General features: G+C 58.4%; 17 protein-coding genes. 11 read left to right on the forward strand and 6 right to left on the reverse strand.

Going from position 1 to position 22,477, the window contains the following annotated elements:
• The first annotated feature begins 33 nt into the window (after window positions 1–33).
• From CUU80_RS04185 to CUU80_RS04225, 8 genes are all read left to right on the forward strand, one after another.
• Complete coding sequence (locus CUU80_RS04185; RefSeq protein ID WP_100496109.1) at window positions 34–1,128, forward strand: AAA family ATPase; 1,095 nt, start codon at window positions 34–36, stop codon at window positions 1,126–1,128.
• Entirely contained in the window at window positions 1,125–2,075 is a 951-nt protein-coding gene (locus tag CUU80_RS04190) for a DUF58 domain-containing protein (protein ID WP_165775826.1), read from the forward strand. Before CUU80_RS04185 ends, CUU80_RS04190 begins: the two co-directional genes overlap by 4 nt.
• On the forward strand, window positions 2,072–2,653 hold the full coding sequence (locus CUU80_RS04195; protein ID WP_243388631.1) for a hypothetical protein: 582 nt from the start codon (window positions 2,072–2,074) through the stop codon (window positions 2,651–2,653). The genes CUU80_RS04190 and CUU80_RS04195 overlap by 4 nt, the downstream gene beginning before the upstream one ends.
• Window positions 2,650–3,708, forward strand: a complete 1,059-nt coding sequence (locus CUU80_RS04200; protein WP_100496389.1) for a vWA domain-containing protein — start codon at window positions 2,650–2,652, stop codon at window positions 3,706–3,708. The genes CUU80_RS04195 and CUU80_RS04200 overlap by 4 nt, the downstream gene beginning before the upstream one ends.
• The gene (locus CUU80_RS04205; RefSeq protein ID WP_100496110.1) at window positions 3,705–4,736 is read left to right on the forward strand and encodes a vWA domain-containing protein; all 1,032 of its coding nucleotides are present in this window, start codon (window positions 3,705–3,707) and stop codon (window positions 4,734–4,736) included. The genes CUU80_RS04200 and CUU80_RS04205 overlap by 4 nt, the downstream gene beginning before the upstream one ends.
• An 83-nt stretch (window positions 4,737–4,819) precedes the next feature.
• Window positions 4,820–5,326, forward strand: coding sequence for a DUF6466 family protein (locus tag CUU80_RS04210; RefSeq protein ID WP_100496391.1), 507 nt, complete (start codon window positions 4,820–4,822; stop codon window positions 5,324–5,326).
• A 231-nt stretch (window positions 5,327–5,557) separates the two neighbouring features.
• Entirely contained in the window at window positions 5,558–5,887 is a 330-nt protein-coding gene (locus tag CUU80_RS04220) for a hypothetical protein (protein WP_100496112.1), read from the forward strand.
• Between the two features lie 6 nt (window positions 5,888–5,893).
• Window positions 5,894–7,504, forward strand: coding sequence for a PGAP1-like alpha/beta domain-containing protein (locus tag CUU80_RS04225; RefSeq protein WP_100496113.1), 1,611 nt, complete (start codon window positions 5,894–5,896; stop codon window positions 7,502–7,504).
• A 123-nt stretch (window positions 7,505–7,627) separates the two neighbouring features.
• Here the strand turns inward: CUU80_RS04225 and CUU80_RS04230 are convergent, their stop codons facing one another.
• From CUU80_RS04230 to CUU80_RS04245, 4 genes are all read right to left on the reverse strand, one after another.
• Complete coding sequence (locus tag CUU80_RS04230; protein ID WP_207760077.1) at window positions 7,628–8,599, reverse strand: sensor histidine kinase; 972 nt, start codon at window positions 8,597–8,599, stop codon at window positions 7,628–7,630.
• Window positions 8,593–9,465: a hypothetical protein gene (locus CUU80_RS04235; RefSeq protein ID WP_100496114.1), complete on the reverse strand. Its 873-nt coding sequence runs from the start codon at window positions 9,463–9,465 to the stop codon at window positions 8,593–8,595. Before CUU80_RS04235 ends, CUU80_RS04230 begins: the two co-directional genes overlap by 7 nt.
• Entirely contained in the window at window positions 9,462–10,409 is a 948-nt protein-coding gene (locus tag CUU80_RS04240) for an ATP-binding cassette domain-containing protein (RefSeq protein ID WP_100496115.1), read from the reverse strand. Before CUU80_RS04240 ends, CUU80_RS04235 begins: the two co-directional genes overlap by 4 nt.
• Before the next feature lie 268 nt (window positions 10,410–10,677).
• Window positions 10,678–11,529: a response regulator transcription factor gene (locus CUU80_RS04245; RefSeq protein ID WP_207760078.1), complete on the reverse strand. Its 852-nt coding sequence runs from the start codon at window positions 11,527–11,529 to the stop codon at window positions 10,678–10,680.
• 98 nt (window positions 11,530–11,627) lie between these two features.
• Between CUU80_RS04245 and purB the strand changes: the two genes are divergently transcribed.
• The 3 genes from purB (at window position 11,628) to CUU80_RS04260 (ending at window position 16,197) form a co-directional block, all read left to right on the forward strand.
• Window positions 11,628–13,064, forward strand: coding sequence for an adenylosuccinate lyase (gene purB / locus CUU80_RS04250; RefSeq protein ID WP_100496116.1), 1,437 nt, complete (start codon window positions 11,628–11,630; stop codon window positions 13,062–13,064).
• Window positions 13,065–13,227: 163 nt separating this feature from the next.
• A complete protein-coding gene (locus CUU80_RS04255) occupies window positions 13,228–15,720 on the forward strand; it encodes a lysylphosphatidylglycerol synthase transmembrane domain-containing protein (RefSeq protein WP_100496117.1) in 2,493 nt (830 codons plus the stop codon).
• Between the two features lie 195 nt (window positions 15,721–15,915).
• Window positions 15,916–16,197, forward strand: coding sequence for an HU family DNA-binding protein (locus CUU80_RS04260; protein ID WP_094667237.1), 282 nt, complete (start codon window positions 15,916–15,918; stop codon window positions 16,195–16,197).
• Between the two features lie 123 nt (window positions 16,198–16,320).
• Here CUU80_RS04260 and CUU80_RS04265 read toward each other — a convergent pair whose 3' ends face one another.
• Both CUU80_RS04265 and CUU80_RS04270 read right to left on the reverse strand, forming a co-directional pair.
• A complete protein-coding gene (locus CUU80_RS04265; RefSeq protein ID WP_100496118.1) occupies window positions 16,321–18,903 on the reverse strand; it encodes a glycoside hydrolase family 2 TIM barrel-domain containing protein in 2,583 nt (860 codons plus the stop codon).
• Window positions 18,904–19,264: 361 nt separating this feature from the next.
• Window positions 19,265–22,465 carry a beta-glucosidase gene (locus CUU80_RS04270; protein WP_100496119.1) on the reverse strand — a complete coding sequence of 1,067 codons (3,201 nt, stop codon included), beginning with the start codon at window positions 22,463–22,465 and terminating at the stop codon, window positions 19,265–19,267.
• Window positions 22,466–22,477 lie beyond the last annotated feature (12 nt).

Raw genomic sequence — 22,477 nt, forward strand, 5'->3', positions numbered from 1 at the left:
GCTCCGTCAGCGCGAGTCGTTACAGTGGTGGGCATGACTTTGTTCCCCACGCAACCGAATCTCCCCCCACAGGCAACCGGCATGAGGCCGCTCAACGTGCCTGCCCCATCACCATCGGCGAACGCATCCGCCCCCGCGTTGAGCATCGATGACGCCAAGCGCGCCCAGATGCTGGCCGATATCATTCGGGCGCGTTTCGCTCAGACGCTGGTGGGCCAAGACAATCTGCGCGAATCGCTGATCGTCACTTTGGTGGCAGGCGGTCATATCCTCATCGAATCAGTGCCTGGACTGGCGAAGACCACAGCTGCGCAGACACTGGCAACCTGTGTGTCCGGTTCGTTCAAGCGCGTGCAGTGCACCCCTGATCTCATGCCTTCCGACTTGGTCGGCACTCAGGTATTCGACTTCGCCTCCCAGAAGTTCACCACACAAATCGGCCCCATTCACGCCAATTTCGTGCTGTTGGACGAAATCAACCGTTCCAACGCCAAAACCCAGTCGGCCATGCTGGAGGCCATGGCGGAAGGCGCAACCACCATCGGCGGGCAACGCATCCAACTTCCCAAGCCGTTCATGGTGATCGCCACCGAGAACCCTATCGAGGAAGAAGGCACCTTCAACCTGCCTGAAGCACAGATGGACCGTTTCATGATGAAGGCGGTCATGACCTATCCGAACGCCGATGAGGAAGCACGCATGCTCGCCATGCTCACCCGCCGAGGTGCCGACATGATCGGCCCGGATACGTTGACCGGCGATCGCATCACAGTGGCGGACGTCGAATTCCTGCGTCAGGCCGCTCGCCGCGTACATGTCGCCGATGCGATCATGCGCTATGCCGTCGATATCGCCGCCACCTCACGCGGTGCCGGCACTCATCCGATCAAGGGGCTGTCTGCACTGGTGCGTCTGGGCGCTTCGCCGCGCGCCACCATCGCCCTGATTCGTATCGGTCAAGCCAAGGCGTTGCTTGCCGGCCGTGACTATGTGGTTCCGGAAGACATCAAGGCTTTTGCCCACGAAGTGCTGCGCCATCGCATCATGCTTACTTTCGAGGCGTTGGCCGACGGCGTAGTCAGTGATCAGATCGTTGACAAAATCGTGGAAACGGTCCCGGTTCCGTGAGTTCCGATTCCGTACGCAGAAAAATCGAGGCCCTCGGCACGCAATTGAATCTGCCCACCGTACGCAAGGCATTGGGTGTGCTGGAAGGCGAACACGCATCCGGACGCCGTGGTGGCGCCGGAGACGTGCTGGACGTTCATGCCTATGAGCCGGGCGACGAATCACGTCTGATCGACTGGAAGACCAGCGCAAGACAAGGTCGCCCGATGGTGGTCGAACGAGAGCGGCTGTCCACGTCCAGAGTCTGGTTGTTGATGGATGTGGGCCGTGAGATGACCGGCGCATGCCCTTCCGGGGAGAGGGCATGGCAGGTGGCGGCGAATGCGTTGCGGATGTTCGCTGCGTTGTCGCTGCGCCGGGCCGATGATATCTCTCTGGTGTTCGGCGACGAGTCGAGCATCACGCGTGTGCCGTTCAACGGCGGTTTCGCGCAATTCGAGCGCACGCTGGACAAAGCTTTGGAGCGCGACTGGGACCATCGGCGCAATATTGATGCATTGCTGGAGTATGCGCGTCGCGTCAAGGACCGTGACGCATTGATCGTGTTGGCCACCGACGAGCATGCGTTGGAGGAACGGCATATCGAAGCCATACGTCGCATTGCCCGCACGCATCCGATGGTGCTGATCGATGTGGGTACGTTGAACCCGTTCACGGTTCCCGCCAAAGGCGAGCGCCGTATCGTCACCGATGGCGTGAGCCCTCGTCGGATACCTGCATTCTTGCGTTCCACAACGGCCGCTGCACAGGTTGATACGCATCGCGCCTATATGGCGACGGCGTTGGAGAAGGAGCTCGCCAAGGCCGGCTCCCATATGATTCATGCGTCTTCCAGCGAAGACATGTTCCGCCGTTTCGTCCGACTGGTCAGCGCGGCGTTGGCCCGCACCACGCGCAACCGGCTGGGGCAGCTGCCTGAATTGAGCGGATTGGCGGGCGTGCAATGATTGAACTGACCGATACGAGAATCACGAATATGCCGACGAATGCCGTCACGCTTGCCGATGAAATCGGCGATCTCAAACCGGTGGATTCCCTGGCCTTGTCCGGCCCGCTGATCGCCGTGATCGCGGCATGCCTGTTGACCGCAGCGGTTCTGATCGTATTGACGGTATTGCTTGCCCGCCCTGCGCGACGGACAAGATCCAGTGCTCCGTCTCGTGGCGCGCACAGCGGCAACGCCTCGAAGAACGTGTGGCGCACACGTATCGATGACGTCGTGAATCGGCATGCGGCCGGCGATCTCGACCGCGCCGAAGCCTTCGCTGAATTGGCGGCCATCGCCCGTCAGTTCGCCAGCTCGGCTTCAGGACGGCAATTCGAGTCCAGTACGCTCACCGATCTGACCTATCTGACGCGCACGCCCGCAAACCGACAAAGTCTGGATACGCTCAAACAGACCATCAGCGCCTTGTATCCGCCGGAATTCGCCGATGATGACTCGTTCCATCGGCAATCCGGTGAGGTCAGTGTGCAGCAGGCTGCTCAATGGGTATCCAATCTGGTGGAAAGGTGGCGTTTCTGATGCTTGCATGGCATTGGCCTTGGGGCTTGCTGGCCGGCACATTGGCGGCGCTGGCGTTCATCGTGTTGGCTTTTGCGTTCGCAAGACGCAGTCGCACCGGCGAAGAGCCCGTATTTTCACTGGACGATGATCTCAATACTGAGTATGCGTCACGCATGTTCCGTCAATGGCGTGTGCTGAACCGTCTGAGCGTTGCACTGATGATTGTGGCACTGGGATTGGCTGTTGTGCTTATCGGCCGCCCCAGTCAGGTGGATTCGGGAGACGAACGTGCGTCGAGCCGAGATATTGTCCTGTGCTTGGATGTTTCCGGTTCCACGCTCCCCTATGATCGGCAGGTGATCGACACCTATCTTGAGCTGGTGAAGCATTTCGAGGGCGAGCGAATCGGTTTGAGTATTTTCAATTCGACGTCCCGCACGGTATTTCCGCTCACGGATGATTATGCGCTGGTCACTGATCAGTTGACGGCCGCGAGCAAAGTGCTGAAAGGGGTCGAGTCGCAGGACGATATCGACAAGATGTCCGATACCGAATACCAGAGCATCGCCCGATGGCTTGAGGGTACGCAAAACCGCAAGGATGCCACTTCATTGATTGGTGACGGCGTGGTTTCCTGCGCGGCGATGCTGCCGGGGTTCGCCTACGGCGATGCGAATCAGACCAATGCGGAGCGGGCTCGTGCGGCCTCCATCGTGCTAGCCACCGACAATGTGGTGTCAGGTACTCCGACATACTCGCTCTCTGAAGCGTTGGACTTGACCAAGCAAACCCAGATTACGGTGGACGGACTGTATTCCGGACCGAAATCCAGCGAAAACGATCAGACCACGCGCGATATGCGGTCAGCGATCGAATCCCACGGCGGGATTTTCCTGACGCAATCAAGCGGAGCGTCGGTCAACGAACTGGTCAGGGATATCCAGTCACGACGTGACACGGACGCGGAGAACAAGGCGCAATCCGCCATGACGGACGCCCCGGGGCTGTGGGTGCTCGCGTTGGTCATCATATTGGCGTTGTGGATCGTATGCGCATGGAGGTTGAAGCGATGACCGGATTCACCTTCTCCCCTGTTTTCGGCTGGCTCATCTCGGGAATCCTCGCCGCTGCACTTGCTTTTATGGCCGTGACGGAAATCGTGTTGTTCGTGCGCCGACGCGCCAACAGCGACGAAACCGTTGTGGCGGCCATACGACGCACGCTGATGCTGCTGATCGCCACGATCATGGTGTTGACGCCGAGCACGGTGTCTTCGACGACCTCCCGCGCGGTCAATGCCACGGATGTGATCGTGGCCGTTGACACCACCGGTTCCATGGCTGTGGCGGACGCCCAGTACGGTTCGGATCAGACTGTCACCCGCATCGAGGCCGCGCGCGACGCAGTACACGGGCTGACCGACGCTTACCCCGACGCCAGTTTCGCAGCCATTCGATTCGGCGCTTCGGGCACGCTCGACGTACCGCTCACACCAGACGTTCCCGCCATCGACAATTGGGCGGATACACTGGCGGTAGAGTCCACATCCACGTCATCCGGCTCCAGTCTGGATACTCCGATCGATCAGCTGCTGGTGACCGCCAAGGCGATTCGTGAAGCACATCCCGATGACGCCATCATCCTGTATCTCATCAGCGACGGCGAGCAGACCTCGAATGTCACGCGCCGCACCTTCTCCTCGCTACGCCAGTATCTTGACGATGGATTCACCATCGGCATGGGATCGACTGCAGGCGGCAAGATTCCGATCATCGCCGATGGCGTCAGCGCCGGTGATTCCAACAACACCGGGCAATGGGTGATTGATCCGGATACCGGCCAGCCGGGAGTCTCCAAGATGGATGAGGACACGCTCAAGGCGATCGCCGATGAGATCAGCGGCACCTACGCGGCGATGAACGCCACCACGACTGCGGCAAACGCGCTCTCAGCCAAGGCTTCGAACCAATGGAAGGTGACCACCACGGTCAAGGAACGCACGCGCGTCACGTCAACGCTATGGCCGTTGGCCATAGCGTTGACGGCTCTGTTGGCGTGGGAGATCGGCGCATGGCTGGCAGCTTCAAGGAGGTTCCTATGATGAACAGCAACGTTGATATGCCGCGCCGTGGCATATCTCGCGCTCCGCTTGGCGTACGTATCGCATTGGCGATTGTCGCCGTACTGTTGATCGTCGTGGCCGGTGTGGCTGCAGTGAATCTCTCGGCCTCCAGGTCGTTCAATCAAGCCACCAAGTCGTTAAACGCCAACATCAAGGCCGCACAGGATGATTCCACGGATATCACCACGTTGCATGCGCAGCAACAACAGACCGATGCTCAGTTCGCCGAAGCCGGACGTATGCGCTCGTTGCTGCTGCCTTCAATTCGCGACGCCATTGACGCGAATGCCGATATATCTTCAAAGCTGACGAAAATCACGCTCAAGCGTGCCGAGGCGCAAAGCAACGGCACAGGCACCGACAACGCTCAGGCGCAGCAGCAGACGGACTCCTCCACCTCCCAGAGCAAGAAGGGCGGTTCGCTCACCGAGGCGCAGAAGAAGCAGGTCGAAGAGCTGCTCAAAGCCAATCAGCAATCCACCGACACGCAGTCCGACGCCACTTCCTCCGAGTCCTCCGAGCAACAAGCCACCGAGCATAAGGGCACAGGTGCGACCAAACCCTGGTAGTCCGGCCATCTTGTACGTCACAATGTATGTCATACAAGGGGTATCGATGAGGCCAATCTGCTGGTTCCGTCGATACCCTTTGTGACATCGTTGCCATATTCCACAGCATGAACTTCCTCTGTTTGCACCATCCACATCATTTGTGCATAACTTAGGCGGAAAACGGCAAGCTGGAACCACATACCTCGGTTCGGCTGGACAAGGCTCATGCCCAAGCCGTTAGCTGGTCCTATGACCATGTATCGCAACTCATACGCCGCTACCGCGCCGCCGCCCATTGATCCGTTCGCCGGCCTCGCCGGCAATTCGTTCACACCATTCGGGTATGACCAATGCCCCTGCCATGACGCCGTGGAGCGCAGCCGCAATCTCATCGCCGTCCATCAGCGATCCACGTTGACACAGTCGGATAATGCCACCGTTGTGGCATCCCGCGCGAAAACCATCGCTTGGACCGGCAAAGCCTCCGATCTGTTTCGTACCCGGATGGACCGTGTCGTGCAGTCAATACTGCTGCTGGATCAGGATATGGCGGCTACCGTCGCCATCGCTCAAAGGTAGCCGATCATGAGCGAGCAGAACGATTGGTGGCAAGTGGAGTCGTCGGTATACGGCGGCGTGGGCTATGCTCCGGCACAGGTCGCCGAATACACAGCTTTGGCCAAGGCCTTGGACGATGAGGCAGATGGCTTTGCGGCGCTATCGAGCGCTTGGGGATCGGTGGCGTTGCAGCTCCAGTCACATCGCAACAGTACGCCCATGTGCTCCACGCTCATCAGCGGGAATCCATCCATGACCCTTCCGGGGCATGAAACCCTCGACTATGCGACGCTAGGAGAGCGTTGCCACATGCATGCGACGGCGTGCCAGCAACTGCGCGACGATCTCTACGCCACCGCCAATCTGCTGATTCGTGCGCACAGCCTGTATTCCGAAACGGAGTTGGCCAACCGGCGCGCGTTCACCGAATTGTTGCAAGCCGGCATACAGGCCGCTCCGGTGCACGGTCTCATCGGGCTCGGCGCGGTGGCCACAGGTGGTTTGCTGGCAGGCTGGGGCATTGATGGCAAGCCCGATCCGTCGTGGATGTCCACGTTCACTTCCCCGCTGCAGGAGGGGGCCATCAGCGGCATCGGCGCTCTGGTGGGAGGCGTGCCGATAGGCAAAGGCGTGGCCCATACCGATGAGGTCAATAAGGGTGCCGGCAAAATCGCCAGCGTATCCGGACCGGTCAAGGACATCATGCAAGGCAATCATCTCACCGTACGCGAGGTCACCACCGACGTCGATGTGGTGCGTGCCAGTGGAACGGTCAGCGAATCGATGGAGAATCTGCGGCGATTGGCGGAAGAGCGCCTCGGCAAGGTCGATCTGGGCAGCGGACTGGAATATGGCACCATAGCCATTCAACGATATGAACGCGGCGACGGCACGAATGCCTGGCTGGTCACCATTCCCAGCACGGACGGGCAGCCGGACTCTCCATTCGGTTGGGAACAGAATGTGGAGCTCATGAGCTCCGATCAGGAACGTCGACGCAGAGCGGATAGCGCACGGATGGTCGTCGAGGCCATGCAACAGGCAGGCATCGGCACCGATGAGCCTGTAGCGATGGTAGGCCATTCGCAAGGCGGAATCGTGGCGGCGACCATCGCTTCAGATTGGGCGGATGACTACACCATAGAGCATGTGGTCACCGCCGGCTCTCCCGTGGCGAATCATCCGATTCCGAGCAGCACGTGGGTCACCAGCGTGGAAATCGATGATGAGTTCGTAGCCGCGCTGGACGGTGCCGCCAATCCGTCCACCGACAATTGGCTGACCGTCAGCGGGCATGTGTCACCCGCCCCGGCTCCGACGGAAAGCACCGTGGATGAGGATGGCGCATGTACTCCAGGTGCTACACGCATTTACGGGCTTACACCTTATGATGCCGCTCCGGTCGCTGGCGGCGCCACCGACGGCAAGGAGATCAGCCATTGGCTCAAATACCATCAGGCCGCCTACCACAATGCCCTTGATATCGGGTCTCCGGCGGTCGAGCGCCATGAGCAGCATTTCCAAGACACCATTCGCGGTGAATTGAAGGAAACCCGCTATTTCGAGGGTCGCATGACCAGTACCGCCACACTGGCCCCGGACTCCCCCTCCTCCGAGATCCAACCGTTCGCCGACTAGTCGCCGCGTTCCGGTGCGGATAGGTCGTTATCAAAAAACAGGTCGTCGATATCGGCGTATCGCGGCAACGCACCCATCAGCCGCTCAACGCCTGAATCATCTGAATCACCTGAATCACCTGAATCATGAGTTAGTCGGTGTGATCGCAACGGACAGCAAGGCATCCGCAGCATCGGAGTTTGTGGCACGCTCCACCGTGGCGGACAGATGAAGGTGCATGGCCCCGGCCAAGGATTGGGCTACCGCGAGCCCTAGGCCTGACCCTTTGGAGCCGCGGGCGTCATCCGCCTGATAGAAACGGTCGAACAGCCGAGCAGTATCGATGCCGGCGGCGGCTTGAGCGGCAATGGGGTTGGAGAATGCAATCACGTCGCCGCGTTGCGTGATGACCGGTGCCCCGGCGCCATGTCTTAACGCATTGGTGACGAGATTGTCGATAATGCGACGCAGCGCGGTCCGATCAGCTTCCAGCATGAATCGCTCATCGTTAAATTCGAGTATCGGCTCCCACCCACGCTCCTCAAATTCGGGATAATGCCCCACGAGCACCTCGGCGATCAACGGCTGGACGGCAACCGGCTCAATATCAAGTATCTGATCAGGATCAGCGGCGCGCGCATAGGAGAACAATTGGTCAAGCAGATCTCGCACGTCATCCAACCGCTGCAACGCCACCTCCAAGTGGCGCTCGCGATCGGACGCCGGATGGGGTTGCATCTCGGTTCCCGGATTCCTTGTTGCCTGGCTACGGGCATCTTCCATCGCCAATTGAATATGCCCCTGCGCTCCCATAAGCGGCGTACGCACATCATGCGCAAGCGACGACAGGTCACGCTGGAATTCCTGCGCCTTGACCATCGCAGTGATCCGTTCGGTCTGGATCGTATCCAGTTGCGCGTTGATCGCCCGGGCAAGTTCACGGCTCGACCCGTCAGGCAGTTCCACGCTCAACCGTGCATTGCTCTCTGCCGGACGTTCGCGCAGGAAGCGCGCCATCCGCCGTATCTCGCGCCCATACACGGCCGAGCCGATCGCGATCCCCACGACCAGCCCGGCCAGCAGTCCCATCATCACCATGTCACCGATTGTCAGCACACGTCACGACGGCGGTTGATGAGGAGCGTCGCGCCGACAGACAGGATGATCCAGCCGGCGAAGCAGACCAGCGCATGCGCCCAGACCGGCATGCCGAGCGATGCGCCGCCGGCCGTCGTGGCGAACAGTCCGGTGCCATCGGTGTACAGCTTCACGTTGTTCGACGGCAGCCACGGCGTCAGTCGCGCCATCCACGGCAGATACATGGCGGCCGACGACAGGACGATGTTCGCCAGCGATCCCAGGATACCCGCGCCAACCAGCACCGCGGCGGCGACTCCGAACGCCTTGCTGCGCACAATCATCGTCAGCGCGACGACGATCAGCACGAACGTGACCACGCCAAGTATCTTGAGCCCGCAGAATCCCAGATAGACGCCGACACGTTCCGCGTGGCGGAACCGAACGCCGAGCGCAAGGCACGCCAACTCCAGCGAGGCGATCGCCACGACCATGTTCCATACGGTCAGCAACGCCGCCAGCACCAGTCGCCCGGCGACATAGCCCGACCTGCCGCGCCGTCCGGCGAGCAGGTTCTTGGCGAAGCCGGCGTCCCAGTCGTCCATCACGGCCAGTACGGCGAGCACGGCGACGAACATGGCCAGCATGGAACCGCCGCCCAGTCCCGAGCTGGACAACATCGCGGTATGTGAGTCCATCACGAGTCCGGACGCCGTCAGACCGGCGGCGTTGGCCGTAACCGTGACGCCGTCGGCATCGGTCTGCGTAGCCCCGGCGGCACCGCCAAGCAGCACCAGCGTGACGAGCAGGCCGGCGGTCAGCAGCACCGACAACACGGTGACGACCCAGAATTTGCGGCCGTGGATGAGGCGGTACAGGTCGGAATGCAGCAGGTTGAACATCATCGGTCCCCTTCCATACGGGCGTCGTCCATGAGGGCGACGAAATAGTCCTCCATGTCACGCGATTTCGCGGACAGTTCGAGGACGGTCTGGTTGGCGTCATGCAGAACGCGCGAGACTTCGGCCGCGTCGAAGCCGCCGGAGATAGTGATCGAGCCGTCGGGTTCGGCAGTGAAACGCACTGGATTGGCGCAGTCGTCTGCCAGCCGCTCCTCAAGAATCGCGAGTGCGGCGGCGGTGTCGGCGGTACGTACGGTGAGGCTGTCTCCGCAGTCGGCCTGCACCTGTTCGGCGGTCATCTCGCGCACCATGTGGCCGTTCGCGATGACGCCGTAATGAGTGCACATACGTTCCAGCTGGTCGAGGACATGCGAGCTGACGATAATGGTGATGCCACGCTGCTGGTTGAGTCGTACCAGATAATTGCGCATGCCCCGCGCCCCTTCCGGGTCGAGGCCGTTGAATGGCTCGTCGAGCAGGAGCAGGTCGGGGCTGCCGACGAGGGCGAGTGCAATACCGAGACGCTGTTTCATGCCAAGTGAGAATCCTTTGGTCTTTTTCCGACCGGTATTGCCCAGACCAACCTGGTCGAGCAGGGCATGGCAAACGGGTTTCGGATCGGCGACTCCGAAGGCAAGCGCCTGCGCCATCATCGTGTCGAATGCGCTCATATGCGGCAACAGACCAGGATTTTCGATAAGCGCTCCGACACGCTGCACTCCACCAGACCTGTCGGCTGTTGCGGTGGCCATATTGCCGAACAACGTGATTTCGCCGTCGCTCGGCGTCGCAAGCCCTGCGATCATCTTCATGACCGTCGACTTGCCGGCACCGTTTTTGCCGACGAATCCGTAAATCGCCCCTTGCGGTACGGTCATGTCAAGCTTGTCGACCACTCTTTTGCCGACGTACTGCTTGGCAAGCGAGCGTATGCGAATCGCATCCATCGTGCGTTCCTTTCCCGTCCATCATGCGTTGATGGGACTTACCGTACGGAATGGTTCTTGCGCAACGCTCACGCAGTGCTCGCGCAAGTCTTACGAAATCCTTGCGAAAGTATGACGCACCATCAGGCATTGTCGTGAAGCCGTTTGTATGTGCGCGCGATTTACGACGGCCGCGCGTACATACAAAGGATTTGGCCACATGAATCCTTTGTATGTTCGCGCCCATGTGCCGATTTGCGCGTACATACGAAGGATTCTCACGCGGCGCTCACATATCAAGCTTGAAACCGAGCCCCCAAACGGTTTTGATGTACGTTTCGGTGCCAGAAGGCTTCAATTTGGCTCGAATCTTGCTCACATGCGCGGTGACGGTGTTGTCGTCCACCATATACGGCTCGTTCCAACACAACTCGTATACCTGCTGTTTGGTGAAAACCGCATTGGGATGGGTCATCAGCAGTTCGATAATGCTGAATTCAGTGTTGGTGAGCGCCACCGGCTGCGCATCGACGGTGAACACATGGGAGAACGGGTCAAGAGTCCATCGTCCGGCAGTGACAGCATGGCCTTGCGCACCGTCCACGACCGCAATGTTATGCGCTTCCCCGCTCTGCCGAGATGATTGCCCTTTCCGCGGCACAGACCGGGAATCGCCGACGCCGCCTTCCGCCGGAGCCACGGGCGTCTCAGCACAACGGCCATATCCTCGGCCGCGCAATTGGGCTTCGACACGCACGACGAGCTCGTCCAGATCGAACGGCTTGACGAGATAATCGTCGGCACCGAGCTTCAGCAACGTCACGCGATCGGCCACGGTGTCCCGCGAGGAAATCACGATAATAGGCACGCCCGCGCCGCGTTCACGGAGCTCGGCTATCAACCGCTCTCCACTGAGACCTGGAAGCATGAGATCAGTGACGATGCAGTCGTATGCGCATAATTCGTCAGATCCTGCAGCATCCCGAATACCGCAGGAGCCGGCACCCCGGTCCAACAGCAACCGCGCCTCTGAACCGGAATATGCGGGAGTGCAGGAGCAACCCGCCTTCGCGAGCCGTGTGCAGACCACCTCGTTGATATCCGCATCATCCTCAATGACCAGTATTCGCGCATTGTCCATAATCACTCAAGCGTACAGCCACCGCTGCTCGACGGTCTTATTCCCGCCCGCCAAGGTACGACACCACCGGTTCACGGCTGGAAGTACCCTAGGAGATTATGAAGCTTACCGACATTTCCCCCGCAATCGCACTGACCCCGCTTGACGGCCGTTATCATAACGCCACCGCTCCGCTTGTGGAATACCTGAGCGAGCCTGCTCTGAACCGCGAACGCATGCGCGTCGAGGTCGAGTGGATGATTCTTCTGGCCAACGGATTCGAAGGCAACGGCAACCAGCCGGTCGTGGACGGCGTCAAGCCGTTCACCGAGGAAGAGAAGTCCTTCCTGCGCGCCATCCCCGAGGATTTCGGCGCCGAAGGCATCGCCGCCCACGCCGCCCACGAAGCCGTCACCCACCATGATGTGAAGGCTGTGGAGTATTACATCGACGATCAGATCGACAAGGCTCCGGCCGAGCTGACCAACATCAACGACGCCTTGAAGACCTTGGTGCATTTCGCCTGCACCTCCGAAGACATCAACAACCTGTCCATCGCCCGTTGTGTGAAGAACGCGATGGAGAACGTCTGGACCCCGGCGTTCAAGGAGATCATCGACCACTTGGCCGAAAAGGCCGAGGAATACAAGGATAAGGCACTGCTCTCCCTGACCCATGGTCAGCCGGCAACCCCCACCACGCTCGGCAAGGAGCTGGCCGTCTATGTCTACCGTCTGAACCGTCAGTTGAAGAACATCGAAAACCAGGAGTATCTGGGCAAGATCAACGGTGCCACCGGCACGTTCGGCGCTCATTTGGCCGCCTGCCCGGATGTGGATTGGATCGCCGTCTCCCGCGAGTTCGTGACCAACCGCATGGGACTGACCTGGAACCCGCTGACCACCCAGATCGAATCCCACGACTGGCAGGCCGAGCTCTACTCCACCGTCTCCCATGCCAACCGCATCATGCACAACCTGTGCGTGGATGTCTGGATGTACATCTCCCGTGGCGTGTTCGCCCAGGTGCCGGTCAAGGGTGCCACCGGTTCCTCCACCATGCCGCACAAGGTGAACCCGATTCGCTTCGAAAACGCCGAAGCGAACTTCGAGATCTCCTGCTCGCTGCTCGACACGCTGTCCGCCACCCTTGTGGAATCCCGTTGGCAGCGCGATCTGACCGACTCCACCACCCAGCGCAACATCGGTTCCGCGCTCGGCTACTCCCAGCTGGCCCTGTACAACCTGATGGGTGGCCTGAAGTCCATTCACCCGAACGATCATGTGATCTCCCGCGAGCTGGACGAGAACTGGGAGGTGCTTGGCGAGCCGATCCAGACCGCCATGCGCGCCTGTGAGCTCAGGAGCCTGCCCGGCATGGACAAGCCGTACGAGAAGGTCAAGGAGCTCATGCGCGGTCACGAGATCAACAAGGAACAGGTCGAGGCGTTCATCGACCAGCAGTCCTTCGATCCTGAAACCGCGGCGCGTCTCAAGGCTTTGACGCCTGCTACATACACGGGTGTGGCTTCCAAGCTCGTTGAGTTCGACCGCTGACCCGTTTGACGAAACCGGCTGACAGGCACGAGTCCACGCGGCACTCCGCAGGGCTTGTGCCTGTTCTGCTTTCAGCTTCCTATAACTCTCACGTCCCGGACTTTTCGGTCCAGGTTGCCTTCCCATCATCCAATCCGGTATAAGGCAGGTGCGACACCGATCCATGGCCAGTGAACATCAGTCCCCAGCGGAACGACACATAAGCGCAGCGACACCGTCACCGAACACCGAGCGGACGGCGTCGGACGGCCCGTTTATCGAAGACGTGCCCCCACGTCGGACACATGATTTTGCTGATTTGACCCGCGCTGCACTCTCACTGCTGATGGCCGCGGTGGTTATGGTATTCGCCGTATACCTGGGCGGCATGACGCGCGGCGTGGAAGACGACGCACACACCGCCGCGCAGGCCATCAACTGGCTGGCGGATTTCCCGTCCACCGTGCTCACTCAGCTGGCCACCATCGTCATCGTGGTTATTGTGCTCGGACAGTTATTGCTCACACGCGCATGGCTGGAAGCTGCGGTCTCGGCACTGTCCATGTTCGCCGGATATGGCGCGGTATGGGCGATTTCCGTATTGATCAGCGGCCTCCATGACGCCACGTTATCGATGGCGTTGGTCTCGGCCGCCACCACATTCGGCTCCACATTGCTACCGGATATCTACGCGGGTATGGCCGCGTTTCTGACCGCCGCCGGCCCCCGGCGCATCCGCTCCTCGGTGAAATGGAGTTGGAACATACTCTATGCCACCGCTGCGGTGATGGTGGTGCTTTCCTGGCATTCGGTCACCGGCATGCTGGTATCGATGGCCGCCGGACGCACGGTAGGCATGCTGATCCGATTCCTCATCGGCACACAGAACACCGGCGTATGGGGCAACGAGTTGATCAACGCGCTCAAGGGTATCGGCTTGGATCCGGTTTCGCTGATTCGCCATCAAGACGCGCCCCTTGCCGGGCATGGCTCACTGGCGGCCACCCTTGACGACGATCTGGCTGAAGGCTCACGCATCTACGACTTGGAGACTACGGGAGGACGTCGTTTCATCGTCTCCGTACTGGACGCACAATCCCATTCCGTGGGCTATCTGAAGCAATTATGGGACTGGGTGCGGTTCACCAGCGTATCCATCAGGCGAGATCGTTCGGTACGTGAATCCGTGCAGCATCATTTCGCGATGCTGTTGGGCCTCAATGCCATCAAACTGCCCGCTCCCAGCCCGTACGGCATGGCCGACACCGATGAATCGGCCATTCTGGTGCTTGATGCGCACACCATAGGTTTGCCGGCGAATTTGCGTACGCTGACCAAGGCCGATGCCGTGGCGTATATGCGTTACCTGTCCGTGGCCAATCGACGAGGATATACGCATCGACGCATCACACCGAACACGTTGGCCAGACTCGACGACGGCACCCGGGTGATCGCCGGCTGGCATAACGGTGACAATGCTTCAGCCCCCGCGAACATGGCGCTTGACAAAGTGCAACTGCTGGCCCTGTTCGCCGCATTGATCGGCGTGGACGACACCATCGAGGCGGCGCATGAGGCTTGGGGACAGACCACGTTGACCATGCTGGTGCCGTTTATCCAGAAGGTCGCCGTGCCTTCCGCCACACGCGCGTTAGGCACATGGGACAAGCAGCTGCTCGCCGACTTGCGTACCCGTATCAACGCGATGACGGACGAGGAACTTGCGGAGAACACCGAACCGGTCACGCTCGCCCGCTTCTCCTGGCGATCGATGTTGACCATGCTGCTGATCATCGTGGCCGTAGTGGTGGTGTTCACGCAGCTCAATCCCGAAGAGATCATCGCCGCGATCAGGAACGCGAACCCGATCATGGCATTGGTGGTCATGGCGCTTGGCGTATGCGGTTGGATCGGTTCGTCCATTTCGCTGGGTGCGTTGATGAACCGCAACCGACGCGATACCGTAGGCGTGTTCATGAGCCAGGTCGCCGGCGGATTCGCCACCGTGTCCATGCCAGCCGGCGTGGGACCATCGTTCGTCAACCTTCAGTTCCTGCGCAAATCCGGCTACCGTAACACTCAGGCCACGGCTATCATGAGCGCCGCACTGGTGGTGTATTACGCCGTGTATTTCACGATGCTGGTCATCATCGGCCTGTTCACCGGTCGCAATACCTTCACCGGATCCATTCCGACGAACACGTTGGTGATTGTGCTGGGCATCGTGGTCGTGGTGCTTTCGGTGACGATGATGATTCCGCCCGCACGTCACTGGGTGACTCGCCGCCTGATGCCCTTGGCGAAGAACTATGTCAATCAGCTGCTCGATGTGCTGTCGCACCCGCAGGAGTTGACGGCGAGCTGCCTCGGCGCCCTGTTCCAGAACATCACCACCGGTCTGGCGTTCTGGGCGGCGCTATTGGCTTTCGGACAGGCCGCGAATCCGATCGAGGTCACTTTCGTGTTCATGCTCGCCTATGCACTGGGTTCGGCCGTGCCCACACCCGGCGGTTTGGGCGGCGTGGAGGCCGCGTTGACATTCGCGTTCGTGGCATTCGGCGTTCCCCAAGGTGTTGCGCTTTCCGCCACGTTGCTGCATCGTGTGGTGTTCTATTGGCTGAGAATCCCTCTGGGAGCCGCTGCGATGAAATGGCTGGACAACCATAATCTCGTCTGAACGGACGCTTAGGAACCAGTTCATTCCGGTTTACCCCCTTTCAGAACTCGTTCAACGCCTATTTCGACGTACAAAACGGGTAAAAAGTTGTGAAAACCCTTATAAATCGCGGGTTTCGGCAGATTCATGCGCTATCATCATGTGATGACGCGGACAAGCGGCAGTGCTTGTCCCCTGACCCAAGAAGGATGCTTTATGGCATACAACAAGTCTGATCTCGTCTCGAAGATCGCCCAGAAGTCTAACCTGACCAAGGCCCAGGCTGAGGCTGCTGTCAACGCCTTCCAGGATGTGTTCGTCGAGGCTCTGAAGTCCGGCGAAGGCCTGAAGCTCACCGGTCTCTTCTCCGCCGAGCGTGTCAAGCGCGCTGCTCGCACCGGCCGCAACCCGCGCACCGGCGAGACCATCAACATCCCGGCTTCCTACGGCGTGCGCATTTCCGCCGGCTCCCTGCTGAAGAAGGCTGTCACCGAGTGACCCTTCGCTCATAGCGAGCATTAACAGAGACGACAACGAATGGACCCTGACCACGATGGTCGGGGTCCATTCGTATGTGCTGCATGCTCGAAAGGCTACGGAGTCTGCCGGCCAATCAGCCCATCAGCCAACCGGAATGGCAAGTGATGCGGTACGACCGCCGTCGCTCACCGTGAGGCCGACAACATCACCAGGGGCGGCGGTTTCAGGAGCCTGTACTACAGCGAGCGCTTCACCATAGTAAGTGTCCGTCACGCCGGTCACGAAACTGCCGGTATTATAGGGGGCCGCACAACCGAAACCAAGCAGGATGCCGCCCTTGACCGACGCGCGCAACGTGCCTCGTTCAAGGGGTTTGGTAATGCCGTGCTCATCGGTGTACCGTACACGTACAAAAGCAAGATGCCCGGGAGCGACGGTTACCGGTTCGTTGGCGGCGACTGGCCCAGCATGACCGTTACCGCACGATCTGCCGGCACCCGACCACTCGACTTCGGCGGCCAGCATAGTATGTTCGGACGCACTGGTCAGTGACGTACGCCCGATTTCATGGCCGGAAGCATCGTAGGAGACCGCTTCGATTATGCCCGGCCGCCAAACGACTGCGAATAGCGCGAGGCAGGTATCGTTCAGTTCCTTGCGATCCACTTCCTTGCCGTTGATCAGCAATGCCACCGATGCGGCGCGCGCGTACACTTCAACATTGGCTTTGGCTCCCTCGCAGCCGTTCCAGCTCCACGAATCGCGGGCACCGGTCATCTTCCACGAACTGGGCGAATGCTTGCGATCGGTATGATTGACCGGGCTGACGGCAATGTACGGACCGGGTTCAGCTTCCAACGCCACACGGGTATACAGCGCCTCGCCGAGCGGTTTGCCAGTCAAATCGAGGCGTCCGGACCCTGCGGTCAGCCAGCCGAATTCAATGTTCAGACTGGCGTAATCCTCATACTCCCAAGCGCCTACGCCGGCTTCACCAAGATAATCGATTCCGGACCATACAAAGTCGCCGATAAGACGCGGATTGTTTTTGACGAATTCACGGAACCGGTAGGCGTCACTGCAGAAGGTCTCAGAACCGAGGATGAGCCGGTCCGGGTACTTCTTCAAATCATGGGCGTACCGTTTGATGCCGTAATTGTAGCCCGCAATGTCCATCCGTGCGAAGGCATCGCGCGTAACCCAATCGCACATGGGCAGAGTGGCCATGGTTTTCATGAAACCGGCACCGAGTTTGCTGGTCATGGCATTGAAGAACTCACTGCCGACAACGTTGCGCTTGTGCACCATTTTCCCGGCGGCGCGACGCTTTTGCGCGACTGCGGCTTCTTTGGCGGCTTTGTTGTCCGAAAACTGACCGATGCCGATGGACGTGAGGAAATTAAAGAAGATGTTGATGCCGCAGGTCACCGGACGGATCGGGTCGAGGCGGTGCAGAAAGTCGGTCATGTCGCCGGCGAGCGCAATTCCGCGCTTTTGGGCGGTCTCCCCCACCTCGTTGCCGGTGGAGTACATGATGACACTCGGATGGTTGCGGTCCTTGACGACCATATCCGTCAGGTCGGCCTTCCACCACTGGTCGAAGTAATCCACGTAGTCGTGTTGGGTTTTATGGATGTACCAGTGGTCGATGTATTCGTCCATGACGAGCATGCCGAGCCGGTCGGCCGCGTCGAGCAGGGCCTTGGAGCAGGGATTATGGGCGGAACGGATGGCGTTGTAGCCATTGGCTTTCAGCAAGGCGATTTTGCGTTCTTCGGCATCCGCATAGGCGCAGGCGCCGAGTATGCCGTTGTCGTGATGGATGCAGGCACCTTGGACGATGACGCGCTTGCCGTTGATGGTAAGACCGTCACGTCCCCAGGCAAGTTCGCGGATACCGAACGTGACGTCTGTTGCGTCGGTGATGGTTGGATCAGTGGCGGAAACGTAAGCAATGTGCGCGGCGTACAGGTTCGGTTCGTCCGGCGACCACAGGCGGGCGCCCGGAATATCGAGGGTGATGGTGGCTTTGTGCTCGCCGTCAGCAACCGTTTGAGGGGGCGACTGGATGGTATCGCCGGAAGTATTGGAATAGTCATCTCCGGTCACGTCGAACGTGCCGGCGCTTACCGTTGGGAGTTGCTCAATAGCGATGGAAACTGCACCGGGGGCGGTGGTTTCTACAGTGAATTCGACTTGTGCCGGCTCGGTGCCATTCGGTGAGCCTGAGCCGATGGAAACGGTGCGTACGGATACGCCGTCGAGCTGAATGTGATCGTGTGGGGCGATCCATAGCGTCACCGGACGATAGATGCCGGCACCGGAGTACCAGCGGGAGTTGGGCTGGTCGGCGTTGCGCGCGATGACCCGGATCTCGTTCTCTCGGCCAACGATGAATCGGTCGGTCACGTCCACTGTGAAGTTCGTGTACCCGTACGGGCGGAATATGGCCTGTTCGCCGTTGATCCAGACTTCGGCATTGTGATACACGCCTTCGAATTCGAGAATCATCGTCCGGCCGGCAAGCTCAGGGCCGGGGGTGAACCGACGCACGTATTCATAGTCCCTGCCCTCGAACCATCCGGAGTTCACCCCACTGACCGCAAGCGGGGTGCGCGCCTCGCTGATCATCGCGTCATGCGGAAGCGTCACCGGAACAAACGCTTCATCCGAGACGTCGAGATGGCGGTAAGACCAATCGTGATTGAATTCGATGGCGTGCATGAGGGCTTTCGTTTTCTCTATGTTCTACACAGTGTCGAATACGGCGGCATATTACACACTGTGGTCAATTGCTCATGATGCGGGGATATAGAACAGCATATTCGCGCCAATCCATAATACTTCTAATACCCCGCAAACCGCAGCAGCGAAAAGTCCTCCTGCGGCAGACCGTTTCAATATGGTCCACAGCGTGAAGCGGCCGGGACAGGTGCCCGGAGGAAACACCCATCCCGGCCGCAACCGGAGGAAGAGGAGAAGGATAGAGCATCAAGCAGGTTATCAGGCCAAATGCAGAGGCATATCGACTGTCAACCTATGCTCCTTGTTGAAAAACCGATTTGTTCTAAGTAGTGGATTAACCTCACTTTCCGCTTCTTTTGCTCTTATAATTTTCAGGGTGAAGTTTCTCGTCCTTGGCTCGGCGCAGAGTCATAATGACTCCTAGTACTACACCAGCTGCAACAATCGCATCCACAGCATATACTCCAAGACGCCACGGTGAAGTTCGGTAATACATCTTTCCACCGGGAACGAGATTATTGGTCTGTGCGGAGTTGGCCATAGTGTATAGCGTATTTTTCACCGCACGACGAAGTGCGGCCTTGCCTGTAGCTGTGCCGGTTGACGTGTATTTGCCCGGGCTCAGCGTCTTGTCAATCATATGCTGATCAACGCCGGCACGCACCATACGGTTCACCGCAACATTGTCGTGCGGGCCGTTGCCTTGATCGTAATCAGTGATGACAAATCCTTGGAAGCCCCACTCGTTGCGCAGCACATTCGTCATCAGGTTGTAGTCATATGCAGTCCACAAACCACCGATGCCCGACCAACCGCTGGTCATCATACAATCAGCAGCCCGCATGGTCTTCGTGGATACGGTGCCCTTGTCATCGGAAATATACTTGATGGTTTTCTTCGCTTCCTTAACCGCGATCTCAAACGGCTTCAAGTAAATCTCGCGTACAGTCTGTTCTGTAGCCCATGAAGATGGAATCCAAGAGCGCCATTCTTCTTGCTCGATCATGGCGAAATGCTTGAGTGCACAATACGTACCTTTATCGCCAGCACCAGAGATAACCTGCGCGGCCATCTTACCGGAAACCAACGGATCCTCGGAATAGTATTCGTAATTGCGACCCGAGAACGCGGACCAATGCATGTTCACCGCAGGTGCGTACCAACCACCACCATTTATGAAGTAGTTTTCCTCTCCGACTGCGGAGCCCATTGCATAGGCGAGCTTGACATTGAAGGTTTGCGCCATAGTCGTCTCCGATGGGAATGAGCAGGCATTCACCCAACTGTTGCCGGAGTTGTCGTTCAGCGCTAACCCCTGAGGGCCATCATGTTCGGACGTGGCCGGCTTGCCCACGGAATCAAGTTCACCAGATGCATAACCGTTGGCGAACAGCGCAAGGTTAATCTGATCGTCGTTATAGTCAAGCTGATCAAGGAGATTGTCCCACCGCTTGTCGTAATAGCTTAATCCTCGCATGTTTGACATGGTTAAGCCGTTGTCTTTGCCAGATGCGGGCGCATCTTTCTCAGCGACGTAGACTTTGCTGTCTTTGTCGTTGCCGATGGTCGGATCATTATCTTCGTCCCATTCACCATTGCCGAAATTCTCGCTAGTGGCATACCCGTAATCCAGCCACTTCTTGACAGTGTCACTGGCTTGCCGCGTTTCGTCGGTGGGTGCGGAAGGCTGCGTATTGTTCCAATCGGCGCGGGTAAGGATGGTGACATCGTGACCAACCGAACTATCGGTCATGTACTGGTTGGCATGTTCAAACTGATTCGACGCGGCAACATATGTTGCATTAGGATTCTCTTCAGTCCGAGCCGGCGTATCTGTCGTCGTGCCATCATCTTTGAGTTGCGACTGCGCGGTCTTCTCGGATTCGCGAATATTGCCGTCCTTGCCGTTGTACCAGACTGTTTCAGCGATATTGGTTGTACGCTCATCGAGGACATCATGACTGTCGGCGCGCAGAGTAATGGCATAGTCACCCTTTTCCAACACATAGGAGCCGGTGGTGCCATTACCATTGGCATGCGTATAGCAGTAAGACGCCATATCCTCTTTATCAAAGGTCAGGGTGACGGTTTCAGACGCGCCAGGCTGTAATTCTTCGGTCTTGCCAAAGGCAATAAGGTTAGCCGTCGGCTTTTCGATGGAATTGTCAACATCGAACTGCGTATAGGGTGCTTTATAGTAAAGCTGCACAACCTCCTTACCGGCCACATCACCGGTATTCGTCACCGAAACGTCAACCGTGATGTCATTACCGGAATCATCATATTTGACAATTTCCTGTTTGAAGGTGGTGTACGACAAACCATAACCGAACGGATATACCACACCGTTATCGCGGTTATAGTAAGAGTCAGCTTCTCCCGCTGGCAGGTTTGAGGATGTGAAATATCCTACATCAGAAGCGGTTTCATACCAGCGATACCCCATATACACACCTTCTTCGTACTCACGGAAGGGTGCTTTAAATTCCGCACCGCCAAGATACTGAGCCAGCCAAATGTTTCTGGTATAGCTGGTGTTTTCATAATCCGACATGCCTGTGCCATTATCGAAATTGGCATATGTTGGACCGGTGGTCAGATCGGCAACGAACGTATCAACCGTACGTCCTGACGGGTTGACCGTACCATTGAGGATTTTGCCAAGCGATTTGAAACCGAGTGCACCAGGAGTGGCAATTTGCAGAATCGCGTTAATCTGATTGTCATCCTGCAATTCAGGAACCTGCATAGTGTTTGTCGAATTCAATACGACAACCACGTGTTTGCAGTTTGTTTTCGCGTAGTCGAGCATGTTACGCTCCGCTTGCGTCAATGCAAGTTCATGTGGGGTTCCATCCTCATACTCCAACGAATACAGGTCGCCGCCCTCGCCGGAAACACGTCCGATGAATACGATGCCGACCGTATCCTTGCAAGTTGACGCCACCGATTTCAAATCAGCAACATCGTATTCGGTAATGTTCAGCCCACTGCCAAGAAAAGCCGTCTTCCCGCCTTCACCACTGGACGCCTTCGGTGCTACTTCGATAGTGGCGGCCTTTTTCATCGCGTCCACAAATTTGGTGTTCACGTTGTTGAAGGCTTCCGTGATGCCTTTTTCCGCACTGTAAACGTAATCGGAAGATGTATTGGTGCTGCCCGATCCGGAACCGCTCATCACCGGATTGAGATAACGATAGCCCATAGGCGTAACCGCTGTGGTTGATTTGAGCGGCAACGTGCCATCGTTCTTCAACAACACTTCACCTTCATCGGCAATCTGTTCGGCAATCACCGCACTGTTCTTTAACGCTTCTTCGGAATTGGAAGCATCAAAATCGTAATAAGAAGCGTTCCACCCCGAAGTTCCCTTGGGATTGGAATATGCTTTCGCTCCCTTACCGAGGAATGCGTCCAGTGACGGGGTGAAATAGTTGGTGACAACGGTCAGTGCAACCGCAAAAATCACGAACACCGACATGATCGGGATGACGATGGCACGGAATATTCCTCCGCGCATCCTGAGTTTCTTCTGCTTCATTGCATATCTCCT

Source organism: Bifidobacterium scaligerum (assembly GCF_002802865.1).
Classification (GTDB): domain Bacteria; phylum Actinomycetota; class Actinomycetes; order Actinomycetales; family Bifidobacteriaceae; genus Bifidobacterium; species Bifidobacterium scaligerum.